Genomic DNA, 14377 nt, shown 5'->3' on the forward strand with positions numbered 1-14377 from the left:
AGCGGCCTAGATAGGTCGGCCTCAGACGCCACGCTCTTGTATCGGGGACCAGAGTGACTGCTTTCACCCACGACGCCTATTTCTCGAAGTCTCTCGCGGACGCCGATCCGGATGTCTTCAACGGCATCCAGGGCGAACTGGGCCGCCAGAAGGAGCAGATCGAGCTGATCGCGTCCGAGAACATCGTCTCGCAGGCGGTGCTGGAGGCCCAAGGGTCTGTCCTGACCAACAAATACGCCGAGGGCTATCCCGGCCGTCGCTATTATGGCGGCTGCGAGTTCGTGGACGTCACCGAGGACCTCGCCCGTTCGCGCGCGAAAGAGCTGTTCGGCGCCGCCTTCGCCAACGTCCAGCCCCACTCGGGCGCGCAGGCCAACCAGGCGGTGTTCTTCACCCTGCTGCAACCCGGCGACACCTTCCTCGGTATGGATCTGGCCTGCGGCGGCCACCTGACCCACGGCTCGCCGGCCAACCAGTCCGGCAAGTGGTTCCGCCCGGTGACCTACAAGGTCCGCGAGGACAACCATCTGATCGACTACGATCACGTGGCCGAGATGGCCGAGAAGGAGAAGCCGAAGCTGATCCTCGCCGGGGCCTCCGCCTACAGCCGCCATATCGATTTCAAGCGGTTCCGCGAGATCGCGGATTCGGTCGGCGCCTTCCTGATGGTCGACATGGCCCACTACGCCGGCCTGATCGCGGGCGGCGTCTATCCGGACCCGATTCCGCACGCCGATGTGGTCACCACCACCACGCACAAAACCCTGCGCGGGCCGCGCGGCGGCATGATCCTGTCGCGCGACACCGAGCTGGGCAAGAAGATCAACTCGGCCGTCTTCCCGGGACTGCAGGGCGGCCCGCTGGAACATGTCATCGCCGCCAAGGCCGTCGCCTTCGGCGAGGCGCTGAAGCCCGAGTTCAAGACCTATGCGAAACAGGTCGTCGCCAACGCACAGGCCATGGCGGACGTGCTGCAGGAGCGTGGTCTGGCCATCGTCTCGGGCGGCACGGACAGCCACCTGATGCTGGTCGACCTGCGGCCCAAGGGCGTGAACGGCAAGGCGACCGAGGCGGCGCTCGAACACGCCCTGATGACCTGCAACAAGAACGGCGTGCCCTTCGACACCGCGCCCTTCACCATCACCTCCGGCGTCCGTCTGGGCACCCCGGCCGGCACGACGCGCGGTTTCGGCGAGGAAGAGTTCAAACAGATCGGTCACTGGATCGCCGACGTCGTCGTCTCGATGAACGGCGGCGACGAGGCCGACCCGCAGGTTCAGGCCGAGATCGCCGGAAAGGTTCGGGAGCTGACCGCGCGCTTCCCGATCTACGGATGATCGCCCGATGAAGTGCCCCTTCTGCGGAAATCAGGACACCCAGGTGAAGGACAGCCGCCCGTCGGACGACGGCGCGGCCATCCGGCGCCGTCGATCCTGCCCGCAATGCAACGGGCGCTTCACAACCTTCGAGCGGGTGCAGCTGCGCGAGCTGGTCATTCTGAAACGGAACGGCCGCCGCTCGCCATTCGATCGGGACAAGCTGGAAAGGTCCCTGACCGTCGCCCTGCGCAAGCGGCCCGTTCAGGCCGAACAGATCGAACAGCTGGTCAGCCGCATCACCCGGCAGCTGGAAAGCCTCGGCGAGACCGAAATCCCGTCTTCCACCGTGGGCGACTTCATCATGAAGGCGCTGAAGTCCGTCGATGAGGTCGCCTACGTCCGCTACGCGTCGGTCTACAAGGACTTCCGCCACACGGGCGACTTCGCGAAATTCCTCGGCGACGAAGGTCTGGACGAGGGCTGATGCGCCCCACCGTCACCCTGAAGCTGGCGACGTCGCTTGACGGTCGCATCGCCACGGCGTCCGGCGAAAGCAAATGGATCACCGGCGAGGCCGCCCGGCTCGAAGGCCATCGGCTGCGCGCCAGTCACGACGCCATCCTCGTTGGCGTCGAGACCGTGCTGGCTGACGACCCGGAGCTGACCGCGCGACTTCCGGGTCGTTCCGTGGACCAGCCTCTTCGCGTGGTGCTCGACAGCCGCCTCAGGACCCCGCAGACCGCGAAGGTCGCGGCCGCAAACACCCTGATCCTGACGACGGCCGAGCTCCGTGCGGTCGGCGGGGCGAAGGTGCAAGGCGTAACCGGCGAGGATGGCCGACCAACCCCGGCGGCGTCCCTTTCGGCCGTCGCGCAGCATGGCGTCGCCTCCGTCCTGATCGAAGGCGGGGGTCAGGTCGCGGCCTCCTTCCTGCGCGCCGGTCTGGTCGATCGGATCGAGTGGTTCCGGGCTCCGATCCTGCTGGGCGCCGAAGGTCGCCCGTGTGTGGCCGCCCTGGCCCTTGCGAAGCTGGCCGACGCCCCCAAGTTCCGTCGCCTGTCCGCCGAACCGGTCGGGGACGACCTCTGGGAACGCTATGACGCGATCCGATAGCCATATTCACCGGACAATCCGGACGGATCGGACGCTGTTTTTCGCCGTCCGGATCGCCTGCGTCTGAAGGAACGTCGATATGTTCACCGGCATCGTCACCGACATGGGCCGCGTCCGTCGCGTCGAACAGACCGCTCGCGACCGCCGCTATGAGATCGAAACCGCGTGGGACACCGCCGGCATCGATCTTGGCGCCTCGATCAGCCACGCGGGCTGCTGCCTGACCGTCACCGAAAGGGGCCCCGGCTGGTTCGCGGTCGAGGTCTCGGGCGAGACCCTGTCGAAAACGAACCTTGGCGACTGGACCCAGGGCCATCGCGTCAATCTGGAGCGGGCTGCGAAACTGGGCGACGAGCTGGGCGGCCACATCGTGTCGGGGCATGTCGACGGGCTGGGCCGCGTCGTGTCCGTGACCCCCGAAGGCGGCTCGCACCGGATCGAGATCGAGGCGCCGGCGCCGCTGCACCGCTTCATCGCACCCAAAGGCTCGATCACGGTCGATGGCGTGTCGCTGACGGTGAATGCGGTGGAGGGCCGGACCTTCGGCCTGAACATCATCCCGCATACGTGGGAAGCGACGACGCTGGGCGCCCTGAAAGCAGGTGACGCGGTCAATCTCGAGATCGACATGCTGGCGCGATACCTCGCGCGGTGGCAGGAGACGGCCTGATGCAACTGGCGGCCAACATGAACGACAGCCCGATCAGCCCCATCGAGGACATCCTCGAGGACGCCCGCAACGGCAAGCCCTATATCCTGGTCGACGCCGAGGACCGGGAGAACGAGGGCGACATCATCATTCCGGCCCAGTTCGCAACGCCGGACCAGATCAACTTCATGGCCCGCCACGCCCGCGGCCTGATCTGCCTCGCCATCACCGCCGACCGCGCCCGCCAGCTGCGCCTGCCGCCGATGGCCGCCGAGAACCGCACCAGCATGGGCACGGCCTTCACCGTCTCGATCGAGGCCCGGGAAGGCGTGACCACCGGCATCAGCGCGGCCGACCGCGCCCGCACCGTTCAGGTCGCCGTCGACCCGGCCAAGGGCGCAGACGACATCGTCTCCCCGGGCCACGTCTTTCCGCTGGTCGCCCGCGACGGCGGCGTTCTGGTCCGCACGGGGCACACCGAGGCTGCGGTCGACATCAGCCGCATGGCCGGCCTGACCCCGGCGGGCGTGATCTGCGAGATCATGAACGACGACGGCTCGATGGCGCGCATGCCTGATCTCGTCGCCTTCGCCCAGTTGCATGGCCTCAAGATCGGTACGATCGCCGACCTGATCGCCTACCGCCGCCGCACCGAGCGCTATGTCGAGCGGATCATGGATACGCCGTTCGACAGCGTCCACGGCGGTCCATTCCGCCTGATGCTGTACCGGAACACCATCGAAGGCGCCGAGCATATCGCGCTGGTGAAGGGCAAGATCGAGCCGGGCAAGCCGACCCTCGTGCGCATGCACCAGGTCGACTTCGCCGCCGACATCCTCGGCCACGTCGAGTCCCGCCAGAACTATGTGCCGCAGGCCATGAGGGCGATCAGCGACCATGCCGGTCCGGGCGTCGTGGTCTTCCTCCGCGATCCGGAACTGCACGGTCTGGCCGAGCGGCTGGCCGGCGTTGAAAAGCCCGTGGCCGTCGATCGGTCGCTGAAGAACTACGGTGTCGGCGCCCAGATCCTGCTGGATCTCGGCGTGCGCGACATGACGGTCATGAGTTCGACCCGCCCCAACCCGACCGCGCTAGAAGGCTATGGCCTGCGCATCGTCGGCTGGCGCGACATGGACGGAGCAGAACAATCCTGAAAGAAGCCCCCCGCGTCCTCATTGTCGAGGCGCGCTTCTATGACGATCTGGCCGACGCCCTGCTGGAAGGGGCGAAGGACGCCCTGCGCGAGGGCGGCGCCGACTTCGATGTTGTCTCCGTGCCCGGCGCGCTGGAGATCCCGACGGCTATCGCCATGGCTGACGACGCCGCCCGCCTGCCGACTGCGCCCCGCTACGCCGGCTACGTGGCGCTGGGCACGGTGATCCGGGGCGAGACCTATCATTTCGAGATCGTGGCCGATCAGTCGGCGGCGGGTCTGCGCAACCTCGGCCTGAAGGGCATCGCCATCGGCAACGGCATCCTGACGACCGAGGACGAGGATCAGGCCTGGGCCCGCGCGCGCATCAGCGAGGGCGACAAGGGCGGCGGCGCGGCCCGCGCCTGCCTCGACCTCATTGCGCTGAGGAAGCGGCTGCGCGTAGGACTGGGCTCGTGACCGAACCCAACAGCCTGAAATCCGTCCTCGAACAGCTCGCCGAAGCCGAGAAGCAACGCGCCGAGCCCCAGCTGAGCAGCCGCCAGCGCCGCGCGCGCACCGTCGCGCGGCTGGCCGCCGTGCAGGCCCTCTACCAGATGGAGTTGGCCGGCGAGGGTGTTGAGACGGTGATTGCCGAGTTCTCGAACCACCGCTTTGACTCCGATATCGAAGGCGAGATGCTGGCCGAGGCGGATGAGGAGTATTTCGCCGCCATCGTGCGGGGCGTGGTCGAGGGCCAGCGCGACATCGATGCGGCCGTCCGGGCCCGGCTGGCCGCCAACTGGCGGCTCGAGCGCCTCGACTCGACCCTGCGCGCCCTGCTGCGCTGCGGAGCGTGGGAGCTCAAGGAAAGCGCCGAGGTGCCCAGGGAGATCGTCATCGACGAATACGTCGAACTGGCGAAGGCCTTCTTCGACGAAGCCGAGGCCAAGTTCGTCAACGCCGCGCTGGACGGCGTGGCCCGGGATGTGCGCGGCTGAGCCCATGCCCTCCGTGGATGTCGCCGGCGAGTTCGAGACCATCCGCAAGCTGTTCGCGCCGCTGGCCCATCCGGAATGGGGCAGGGGGCTGAAGGACGACGTCGCAGCACTGCCGACCCGCCCCGGTCATGATCTGGTCCTGACCAAGGACGCCATCGTCGAGGGCGTCCACTTCCTGCCCACCGACCCGCTGGACACCGTCGCCCAGAAGCTGCTGCGGACCAACCTGTCCGACCTCGCGGCCAAGGGCGCGGAGCCTTTCGGCTACCTGTTGGCCTGTTTCTGGTCCGAGCGCTGCGGCTGGCCCGAGCGGGAAGCCTTCGTCGCGGGCCTGAAAGCCGACCAGAAGGCGTTCGGCGTCTCGCTGCTGGGGGGCGATACGGTGGTCACGTCGGGGCCGGCGTCCTTCTCCCTGACCGCCCTAGGCTGGGCCCCCAAGGGCGTCGTCATCGGCCGGAACGGCGCCCGGGTCGGCGATCTGGTGTTCGTGACCGGGGCGATCGGCGACGGCTGGCTGGGTCTGCAGGCGGCGCAAGGAAGACTGGGACTGGACCCGGAACGGCTGATGGCTCTCGCCGACCACTACCGCGCGCCCATGCCCCGGGTGGAGTTCGCGCCGACCATCCGCGAGCTGGCCAGCGCCTCCATCGACGTTTCCGACGGCCTCATCGCCGATCTGGGCCACATCGCCGAGGCCAGTGGCGTAGGCATCGAGATCGATCTCGCCCTGACGCCCCTGTCCGCCGCGGCCAACGCCTGGTTCGAGGATCGGGTCGATCCCGTGGCTGCGCTGGAGAAGCTGGTCACCGGCGGCGATGACTACGAAATCGCCTTCACCGCTGCGGCGAAGGACGAGGAGGCCCTGCGCCGCGAGGCCGAGCGCCGCCTGCTGCGCCTGACCCGTATCGGCCGGGTGGTCGCCGGAAAGGGCGTGAAGGCCCGCTTCGCCAATGAAAACGTGAAGTTCGACAAGGCCGGCTTCACCCACCGCTGACAACGAAATCTCAAGGCGTGGCTGTCAGGGTGCCGCCATGCTCCGTCGTGACCTCATCGCCGCCGCCGCCGTCCTGCCGCCCGTTCTGGCGGGCGAACGCGCCATGGCCAGCGAGGAACCGGCCGCGGGCGGGGCCATGCTGAACATCGCTGGCGTGGGCTTGCCGGTCATCGCCGATGGCCGCATCCGCAACTACGTCTTCGTCTCGCTCCGGCTCCATCTCGGCGGAAGCGCGACGGCGGAAAACATGCGGCCAAAAGAGCCGTACTTCCGCGACGCGCTCGTCCGCTCCAGCCATCGCACGCCTTTCACCGTGCCTGACGACTGGACCCGCCTGAACGGCCCGGCCATCTCGGCCAGCCTGATGCGTTCGGCCGCCGCCATCGCCGGCCGCGGCAAGGTCACCAGCGTCGAGATCGTTTCCCAGTCTCCGCGCCGCCGCACAGGCATCCGCGCCGGCTAACCATCCCTGTTGCGTCACTCCGACGCATTTGGCACCTTTCAGCCGCAATTCCCGAGGGGCGCGCTTCTCAGCGCCCGCCGCGCACGGGGGGACCGGAAGGCGGAGAGAGGCGAAAACGCCCGCCGCGCCAAGGGTCCGGGCGCTTTAAACGCAACAGGGTTTGGAAACGCCAATGACGAATTACTTGTGGCTAGTCATAGCCGCGGGCGGACTGGGAGTGCTTTACGGCCTCGTCCAGACCGCTGCGCTGATGAAGGCCTCCACCGGCAACGACAAGATGCGCGAGATCGCCGCCGCGATCCAGGAAGGCGCTTCGGCATATCTGCGGCGGCAGTACATCACCATCGGCATGGTCGGGGTCGTGATCCTGATCGCCGCGTATCTGCTGATCGGGCCCTATGCGGCGATCGGCTTCGTGATCGGCGCGGTCCTGTCGGGCCTCGCAGGCTTCGCGGGCATGCTGATCTCCGTCCGCGCCAACGTGCGTACGGCGCAAGCCGCTTCGGAGAGCCTGTCCAAAGGTCTGGATCTCGCCTTCCGCTCGGGCGCCATCACCGGCATGTTCGTGGCTGGCGGCGCTCTTCTGGGCGTTGCCGGCTACTACGCCTTCCTGACCGAAGGGCTGGGGCTCGAAGCCACGGGGCGCGAGGTCATCGACGGTCTGGTGGCGCTGGGCTTCGGCGCCTCGCTGATCTCCATCTTCGCCCGTCTGGGCGGCGGCATCTTCACCAAGGGCGCTGATGTGGGCGGCGACATGGTGGGCAAGGTCGAGGCGGGCATCCCCGAGGACGACCCCCGCAACGCCGCGACCATCGCCGACAACGTGGGCGACAACGTCGGCGACTGCGCCGGCATGGCCGCCGACCTGTTCGAGACCTATGCGGTGACGACCGTGGCGACGATGGTGCTGGCCGCCATCTTCTTCCGCGATCAGCCCTATGTCGAAGCCATGATGCTGCTGCCGCTGGCCATCTGCGGCATCTGTGTGGTGACCTCGATCATCGGCTCGTTCTTCGTCCGCCTCGGCAAGTCGCAGAACATCATGGGCGCCCTCTATCAGGGCCTGATCGTCACCGGCCTGCTGTCTGTCATCGCGGTCTGGTGGGTGATCACCAGCATCGTCCCGGCCGAGATCACCATTCCGGGCGTCGAGGCCGCCGTGCCTGCGATGAACCTGTTCTGGTCCGGCCTCGTCGGTCTGGCCGTCACCGCCGCCATCGTGGTGGTCACGGAGTACTACACCGGTTCGAACTTTCGCCCGGTGCGGTCGGTGGCCAACGCCTCGGTCTCCGGTCACGGCACCAATGTGATCCAGGGTCTGGCCGTCTCGCTGGAAGCGACGGCGCTTCCGGCGCTGACGATCATCATCGGCATTGTGGTCAGCTTCCAGCTGGCCGGCCTGTTCGGCATCGCCATCGCCACCACGACCATGCTGGGCGTGGCGGGCATGATCGTGGCGCTGGACGCCTTCGGTCCGGTCACCGACAACGCCGGCGGCATCGCCGAAATGGCGGGCCTTCCCTCGGAAGTCCGTCACTCGACCGACGCGCTCGACGCGGTGGGCAATACGACCAAGGCCGTGACCAAAGGTTATGCGATCGGTTCGGCGGGCCTCGGCGCGCTGGTGCTGTTCGCGGCCTATACGTCTGACCTGCAGTACTTCTCGGCCAATCCGGCGGCGTATCCCTTCTTCGCCGACATGGGCCCGATCGCCTTCGATCTGACCAACCCCTACGTCGTGGTCGGTCTGCTGTTCGGGGGGCTGCTGCCCTTCCTGTTCGGCGGCATGTCGATGATGGCCGTCGGTCGCGCGGCCGAATCGGTCGTGGCCGAGGTCCGTCGCCAGTTCCGCGAGAACCCGGGCATCATGACCTATGACGTGAAGCCCGAATACGGCAAGGCGGTCGACATCCTGACGAAGGCGGCGATCCGCGAGATGATCGTGCCGTCGCTTCTGCCGGTGCTGTCGCCGATCGTGCTGTTCGTGGCCGTCCTGATGATCTCGGACAAGGCCAACGCCTTCGCCTCTCTCGGCGCCATGCTGATGGGCGTGATCGTGACCGGCCTGTTCGTGGCCATCTCCATGACCTCGGGCGGCGGCGCGTGGGACAACGCCAAGAAGGTCATTGAAGAGGGCTTCACCGACAAGAACGGCGTCGTCCACGGCAAGGGCTCCGAGGCGCACAAGGCCGCGGTGACCGGCGACACGGTCGGCGATCCCTACAAGGACACCTCCGGCCCCGCCGTGAACCCGATGATCAAGATCACCAACATCGTCGCGCTTCTGCTGCTGGCGGTGCTGGCGAGTGGGAAGATCGGCTAGCTCCTCTGGCCCAACGAAAGACGCCCCGGAGAGCGATCTCCGGGGCGTTTCTTTTTGCGCCTGTGTTCGCGACGCTGTCGTTCACCGATTGCGGTGTTTAGTCCGGGCGGCGCTGGCCGGGGACGTCTTCCTCGGTGCGGGGCAGCTGGCCGCGGCCGACGTTGCCCAGCAGCTGTTCGAGGATCGTCAGCTGGCGACCGCGCGTCGGAGTCTCGCGACGGTTCATGGCGAGCTGCTGACCGTCGTCCAGGCCGAGCGTGCGTACGCTCGCCACCAGACCGGCGTCGTTGAAGGTGATCTCGGTCACATTGCGCTGGGTCACCTGCGCCTGGTTGTAGGTGTATTTCTCGGTGACCTGGCTGATGTAGTACCAGACGTTGTCGCGCTCGAAGGTCGAAGTCGTCGACGGCGTGCCCAGCTTGGTCAGGACGGTCTGCTTGGTGTCCGTGCCCGCGACGATGTCCTGGGGTTTGGCGTCGATGGCCTGGAACCCGTTCTGGCCGATCGTGGGCGCGCAGCCCGCCATCAGAGCGGACGCGGCGAGGGCGGCGAAGACGAGTTTCGAACGGAGCATGGGCGGCGCCTGCGACTGAACAAGGTCTTTGACCTAACCGGACACGGGCCTTAGTTCAACGGCGCGGCGGAAAAGGGGCCGCATAACCATGCTGCAGAACCTGTTCAGACCCCGCCCGACCCAACGCCTGGGGGAGCCGCTGTACGAGCTGGCCGTCCGTCAGGCGCGGCAACCGGCGTTTTACACCGACCTCGGCGTGGCTGACCGGATCGATGCGCGATTCGAGCTGTACACCCTGCACGTCCTCATTCTGATCCAGCGCCTGCGGGACGAGGGAGAGGAGGGCGCCGAAGCCGGGCAGGCCCTGTTCAACGCCTATGTCTCGGCTCTTGACCATGCCCTGCGAGAGCTGGGCGTCGGCGACATCTCGGTCGGGAAGAAGATGCGCAAGCTGGGCGAGGCCATGTACGGTCGCATGACCGCCTATGAGGCTCCGCTTCGGGATGGCGATCGGGAAGTGCTGGCGGTCTCGCTGGCGCGGAATGTCCATGAGAGCGATCAGGCGTCCGACGGCGAGCGACTGGCCGATTACGCCCTCGCCAGCCGTGCAAGCCTCGCCGCCCAGCCCTACAGAGATGTTTTGAAGGCCCCTGCCTGGGCCGAGGTGCGATGATGACTGTTCCCGAATTGCCCTACAGCGAGCCCATTCGCCTTCATCAGATCGGGGCCGGTCAGACGCGCGTGCTCGAGCCTGACGCCGCCGCCCGGGAGCGTATCGTCCGCGCGCTGGATCTCGCGTCGCTTGATACGCTGACCGCCGAGCTGACGGTGGAGCCTGCGGCGATCGGCTGGGCCGTGAAGGGCCGGTTGCGGGCCACGCTGGCGCAGACCTGCGGGATCACGCTTGAGCCGCTGCCGATGCAGGTTGACGAGACCTTCCGGCAGACTTTCGCAGAAGCGCCGGATGAGGAATCCGACGAGGTGGTCGTCACCATGGACGACGAATCGCCCGACCTGCTCGAGGACGGATTCATCGATCTGGGGCAGGTGGTGGTCGAGCAACTGTCGCTGCAGCTCGATCCTTTCCCGCGCAAGCCGGGCGCAGCCTTCGTGCAGCCGCCCGAACCCGCCGAGATTTCGCCCTTCGCCGTCCTGAAAGGCCTGAAGCCGACCGGTGAAGGTTGACGCGAGGGCCGGGCGGTTGCATCCCGCCCTCGCGGCGCTATCGTCCGCCTGACCAGCGCCGGGAAAACGGCGCGACGGAGTCGTAACGACTTGCCATCCCCTACTTTGATCTCGCTTGACGCCATGGGCGGAGATCACGGCCCGTCCGTCGTCGTGCCCGGCATTCGCGATTACATCAAACGGCACGGAGACTCGGGCGTCCGCTTCCTGTTGCATGGCGACGAGGCTGCGATCCGCGCCCAGATCGCCCGCTGCCATATCGCCGATGGCGTCTGCGAGGTGCGGCACACCGACAAGGTCGTCGCCATGGACGAAAAGCCCGCCCAGGCTATGCGTCGGGGCAAGGGATCGAGCCTGTGGAACGCCATCGAAGCGGTGAAGACCGGCGAGGCGCAGGGCGTGGTGTCAGCCGGCAACACCGGCGCGCTGATGGCCATCTCCAAGCTGCTATTGCGCATGTCCGCCCACGGCCTGGAACGCCCCGCCATCGTCGCCAGCTGGCCGACCCTGAAGGGCGTCACGGCGGTGCTGGACGTCGGCGCCAACGTCGAGAGCGACGCCGAGCAACTGGTCGAGTTCGCCATCATGGGCGAGGCCTTTCATCAGGCCGTCCATGGTGTGGCCAAGCCGACCGTCGGCATCCTGAACGTCGGCTCGGAAGAGATGAAGGGGCACGAGGCCGTACGAGAGGCCGCGGCCATCCTGCGCGATGGCGGACTGGGCCTAAGCTATCATGGCTTCGTCGAGGGCGACGATATCGCCAAGGGCACCGTGGATGTCGTCGTGACCGACGGTTTCACCGGCAACATCGCCCTGAAAACAGCTGAGGGCGTGGCCCGCTTCATTTCCGCCCTGCTGAAAGAGGCGCTGACCTCAAGCCTGCCGGCGCAGGCCGGCGCGCTTCTGGCCATGCCCGCCCTGAAGCGGATGCGGCAGAAGATTGATCCCAGCGCCATCAATGGCGGCCCCCTGCTGGGTCTGAACGGCATCGTGGTGAAGAGCCACGGCGGCGCGGACGCCAAGGGCTATGGAAATGCGATCCGGATCGCTGTCGATCTGGCGCGAAGTGACTATCTGACCAAGGTCGGCGCCAATCTTGAGCGATTGACCGCCGTTCTTGAACAACCGGCCAGCCCCGTCACGGGAGAGGCCACGGAGTCTGCCCAGTGAGCGTCATCCGAAGCGCCGTCACCGGCGTCGGGTCGTATCTGCCCGAACAGATCGTGACCAATGCGGATCTGGCCGAGTTCGTCGACACCTCCGACGAATGGATCCAGGAACGGACCGGCATCAAGCAGCGCCACAGGGCTCGCGATGACGAACCGACCAGCGATCTCGCGGTCGAAGCCGCGCGCCGCGCCTTGGCCGCCGCCGGCAAGTCTGCCGAGGATGTCGATCTGATCGTGGTGGCGACCACCACGCCGGACATGACCTTTCCGGCGTGCGCCTCGATCGTCCAGCGCAAGCTGGGCGTTCCGGTCTGCCCGGCCTTCGACGTTCAGGCCGTCTGTTCGGGCTTTGTCTACGCGATGAGCGTGGCGGACGGCTTCGTCGCGCGCGGCCTGTCGAAATGCGCCCTGGTCATCGGGGCTGAAGAAATGACCCGGCTGATGGACTGGACCGACCGGACCACCTGCGTCCTGTTCGGCGACGGCGCCGGCGCTGTGGTTCTGGAGCCGCGCGAAGGGCAGGGGACCAGCGCGGATCAGGGCCTGCTGGGCTTCACTTTGCGCTGCGACGGCTCGAAGACGGATCTGCTCTACGTCGACGGCGGGCCCGCTACGACCGGCACGGTCGGGCACCTGCGCATGTTGGGCAATCAGGTATTCCGCCATGCCGTGGTGAACATCGCCGAGGCCATCACCTCCTGCTGCGATGCGGCGGGCGTCGAGGTTTCGGATATCGACTGGTTCGTTCCGCACCAGGCTAACCAGCGTATCATCAAGGGCGTGGGCGAGCGGTTGGGGCTGGACGAGAACAAGATCATCCTCACCGTCGAAACCCACGCCAATACCTCAGCGGCGTCCATCCCGCTGGCGCTCGACGTCGGCGTGAAGGACGGCCGCATCAAGAAGGGCGATCTGGTTCTGCTGGAAGCCATGGGCGGCGGCCTGACCTGGGGCGCCTGCGCGTTTCGCTTCTGACGCCGGAGATTCGGCTTTCCATTTGACGACGCTTGGCCTTTTATAGCGGCTTCGTGTGTAGGGGAGCGGACATTGGCGCAATCTCAGACCCTGACCCGTGCTGACCTCTGCGAGGCTGTGCATGAGGAAGTCGGCCTGTCGCGTCAGGAGTGCTCGATGATGGTCGAGCGCACACTGGAGCTGATCGTCGAGTCGCTCGAACGCGGCGAAACTGTGAAACTGTCGGGCTTCGGCGTCTTTCAGGTGCGTGAAAAGCGCGCCCGCATGGGCCGCAACCCAAAGACCGGCGAGCCTGCGGCCATTCACCCGCGCCGCGTCATCAGCTTCCGCGCATCCCAGATCATGAAGGGCCGCGTGCACGGGGCGGGCGCCTAGGGGCGTGGCCAAGAGCGCGAACGCCTTTCGCACGATCTCCGAAGCCTCCGAAGAGGTCGGCGCCCCACAGCATGTGCTGCGGTTCTGGGAAACCAAATTCGCGTTCATCACGCCGCTGAAGCGTGCGGGCGGGCGCCGGTTCTACCGGCCCCAGGACGTCGTGCTGCTCAAGGCCGTGCGGCGGCTGCTCCACGAGGAAGGTCTGACCATCAAGGGTGTCCAGCGCCTGCACAAGGAGCAGGGGCTGAAGCGGCTGGCCCTCTACGGCGACCCCGATCAGACCGTCTCCTTCGATGACGATGCGCCCGCGCCTGCGACGGTTTCGAACGGCGGTTCGGTCGTCCGGCTACGGCAGGTTCTGGCCGATCTGGAAGGCGCGCGGGCCCGTCTGGAAGCCGTTCTGTCGAGAACAGCCTGACGCCTGCGTTTTCGGTTTGCGGCGCACCGAACCCTTGTCTATAGGGAGCGCCTCTCGGAGCGTGGCGCAGCCTGGTAGCGCACTTGACTGGGGGTCAAGGGGTCGCAGGTTCGAATCCTGTCGCTCCGACCATCTTCCCTTGACCCTGTCGATCACCCGGCCGCTACTTCGGCTTTCCGCCCTCGGCCCAGTTCAGCAGCGGAATCAGCGGCAGACCCCAGGCGATGCCCGCGACGCCGTAGAACAGCAGATCCACCCACATGTTCTCGGGCAGCCGGTCGCCGACCGCGATGACCGCCCAGATGTAGACGGCGAGGAAACCGAGAGCCCCCAGCATCGCCACGAAGCGTCGTGTCCGCAGGCCCATCAGCGCTTGTTCCGGAACAGGTGGAAGGCGAACAGGGCCAGCACCGAACCGACCAGCGACCATAGGACCCAGGTCCACTGGTTGGACGTGGACACGGCGAATACCCGTACGGACAGGAACCAGCCGCAGACGGCGGCGACGCCGGACACCAGCGAAGCGGCGAACAGTCCGCGCCGGCCCGTGGCCGTGTCGGCCAGCCAGGCCAGGAAGAAGGCCCCGAGGGCGGCGATGGCGATGTCGGCGTACTGCAACGACGGCTCCGAACCTGCGGCGAAAGAACAGCGATAAAGCGACTCGATCTCGCCGGAATGACGGGGCATACCCCTGACGCCGACGCCGAGCAAAGGCGCACCGGCAGTGTAGCGGTCGGGATGACGGGC

19 protein-coding genes and 1 tRNA gene are annotated in these 14377 nt (G+C 67.0%); 17 read left to right on the top strand and 3 right to left on the bottom strand.

What is annotated here, in order from left to right:
* The first annotated feature begins 53 nt into the window (after positions 1 to 53).
* The 10 genes from glyA (at position 54) to ACIQC9_RS04555 (ending at position 8994) form a co-directional block, all read left to right on the top strand.
* Complete coding sequence (gene glyA, locus ACIQC9_RS04510; RefSeq protein WP_400612842.1) at positions 54 to 1337, top strand: serine hydroxymethyltransferase; 1284 nt, start codon at positions 54 to 56, stop codon at positions 1335 to 1337.
* A 7-nt stretch (positions 1338 to 1344) separates the two neighbouring features.
* Positions 1345 to 1803, top strand: coding sequence for a transcriptional regulator NrdR (nrdR, locus tag ACIQC9_RS04515; RefSeq protein ID WP_400612845.1), 459 nt, complete (start codon positions 1345 to 1347; stop codon positions 1801 to 1803).
* Entirely contained in the window at positions 1803 to 2432 is a 630-nt protein-coding gene (locus ACIQC9_RS04520; RefSeq protein ID WP_400612847.1) for a RibD family protein, read from the top strand. Before nrdR ends, ACIQC9_RS04520 begins: the two co-directional genes overlap by 1 nt.
* A gap of 79 nt (positions 2433 to 2511) precedes the next feature.
* On the top strand, positions 2512 to 3102 hold the full coding sequence (locus tag ACIQC9_RS04525) for a riboflavin synthase (RefSeq protein WP_400612849.1): 591 nt from the start codon (positions 2512 to 2514) through the stop codon (positions 3100 to 3102).
* Positions 3102 to 4235, top strand: coding sequence for a 3,4-dihydroxy-2-butanone-4-phosphate synthase (gene ribB / locus ACIQC9_RS04530; RefSeq protein WP_400612852.1), 1134 nt, complete (start codon positions 3102 to 3104; stop codon positions 4233 to 4235). The genes ACIQC9_RS04525 and ribB overlap by 1 nt, the downstream gene beginning before the upstream one ends.
* Positions 4232 to 4693 (top strand): 6,7-dimethyl-8-ribityllumazine synthase, encoded by a 462-nt coding sequence (gene ribH, locus ACIQC9_RS04535; protein WP_400615384.1) that lies wholly within the window; start codon positions 4232 to 4234, stop codon positions 4691 to 4693. The genes ribB and ribH overlap by 4 nt, the downstream gene beginning before the upstream one ends.
* A complete protein-coding gene (gene nusB / locus ACIQC9_RS04540; RefSeq protein ID WP_400612853.1) occupies positions 4690 to 5214 on the top strand; it encodes a transcription antitermination factor NusB in 525 nt (174 codons plus the stop codon). The genes ribH and nusB overlap by 4 nt, the downstream gene beginning before the upstream one ends.
* Before the next feature lie 4 nt (positions 5215 to 5218).
* Positions 5219 to 6208, top strand: coding sequence for a thiamine-phosphate kinase (thiL, locus tag ACIQC9_RS04545; protein ID WP_400612855.1), 990 nt, complete (start codon positions 5219 to 5221; stop codon positions 6206 to 6208).
* A 37-nt stretch (positions 6209 to 6245) separates the two neighbouring features.
* Positions 6246 to 6671 (top strand): hypothetical protein, encoded by a 426-nt coding sequence (locus ACIQC9_RS04550; RefSeq protein WP_400612857.1) that lies wholly within the window; start codon positions 6246 to 6248, stop codon positions 6669 to 6671.
* Positions 6672 to 6843: 172 nt separating this feature from the next.
* Positions 6844 to 8994 carry a sodium-translocating pyrophosphatase gene (locus tag ACIQC9_RS04555; protein ID WP_400612859.1) on the top strand — a complete coding sequence of 717 codons (2151 nt, stop codon included), beginning with the start codon at positions 6844 to 6846 and terminating at the stop codon, positions 8992 to 8994.
* Positions 8995 to 9091: 97 nt separating this feature from the next.
* Here ACIQC9_RS04555 and ACIQC9_RS04560 read toward each other — a convergent pair whose 3' ends face one another.
* Complete coding sequence (locus ACIQC9_RS04560) at positions 9092 to 9568, bottom strand: outer membrane protein assembly factor BamE (RefSeq protein ID WP_400612862.1); 477 nt, start codon at positions 9566 to 9568, stop codon at positions 9092 to 9094.
* Between the two features lie 88 nt (positions 9569 to 9656).
* On the opposite strand from ACIQC9_RS04560, the gene ACIQC9_RS04565 reads away from it, so the two are divergent.
* The 7 genes from ACIQC9_RS04565 (at position 9657) to ACIQC9_RS04595 (ending at position 13762) form a co-directional block, all read left to right on the top strand.
* Complete coding sequence (locus ACIQC9_RS04565; RefSeq protein WP_400612864.1) at positions 9657 to 10181, top strand: ubiquinol-cytochrome C chaperone family protein; 525 nt, start codon at positions 9657 to 9659, stop codon at positions 10179 to 10181.
* Positions 10181 to 10693: a YceD family protein gene (locus tag ACIQC9_RS04570; RefSeq protein WP_400612865.1), complete on the top strand. Its 513-nt coding sequence runs from the start codon at positions 10181 to 10183 to the stop codon at positions 10691 to 10693. The genes ACIQC9_RS04565 and ACIQC9_RS04570 overlap by 1 nt, the downstream gene beginning before the upstream one ends.
* A gap of 90 nt (positions 10694 to 10783) precedes the next feature.
* Positions 10784 to 11863: a phosphate acyltransferase PlsX gene (gene plsX / locus ACIQC9_RS04575; RefSeq protein WP_400612867.1), complete on the top strand. Its 1080-nt coding sequence runs from the start codon at positions 10784 to 10786 to the stop codon at positions 11861 to 11863.
* Positions 11860 to 12837 carry a beta-ketoacyl-ACP synthase III gene (locus tag ACIQC9_RS04580; RefSeq protein ID WP_400612870.1) on the top strand — a complete coding sequence of 326 codons (978 nt, stop codon included), beginning with the start codon at positions 11860 to 11862 and terminating at the stop codon, positions 12835 to 12837. Before plsX ends, ACIQC9_RS04580 begins: the two co-directional genes overlap by 4 nt.
* A gap of 72 nt (positions 12838 to 12909) precedes the next feature.
* Positions 12910 to 13212, top strand: coding sequence for an integration host factor subunit alpha (locus ACIQC9_RS04585; RefSeq protein WP_400612872.1), 303 nt, complete (start codon positions 12910 to 12912; stop codon positions 13210 to 13212).
* A 4-nt stretch (positions 13213 to 13216) separates the two neighbouring features.
* Entirely contained in the window at positions 13217 to 13630 is a 414-nt protein-coding gene (locus ACIQC9_RS04590) for a MerR family transcriptional regulator (RefSeq protein WP_400612874.1), read from the top strand.
* Positions 13631 to 13685: 55 nt separating this feature from the next.
* Positions 13686 to 13762 (top strand) — tRNA-Pro (locus tag ACIQC9_RS04595).
* A 31-nt stretch (positions 13763 to 13793) separates the two neighbouring features.
* Here the strand turns inward: ACIQC9_RS04595 and ACIQC9_RS04600 are convergent.
* Positions 13794 to 13997, bottom strand: a complete 204-nt coding sequence (locus ACIQC9_RS04600) for a DUF2842 domain-containing protein (RefSeq protein WP_400612877.1) — start codon at positions 13995 to 13997, stop codon at positions 13794 to 13796.
* Entirely contained in the window at positions 13997 to 14317 is a 321-nt protein-coding gene (locus ACIQC9_RS04605) for a transglycosylase (RefSeq protein WP_400612880.1), read from the bottom strand. The genes ACIQC9_RS04600 and ACIQC9_RS04605 overlap by 1 nt, the downstream gene beginning before the upstream one ends.
* Positions 14318 to 14377: the final 60 nt, after the last annotated feature.

It is taken from the genome of Brevundimonas sp. NPDC092305, assembly GCF_044755415.1.
In the GTDB taxonomy this organism is placed as follows: domain Bacteria; phylum Pseudomonadota; class Alphaproteobacteria; order Caulobacterales; family Caulobacteraceae; genus Brevundimonas.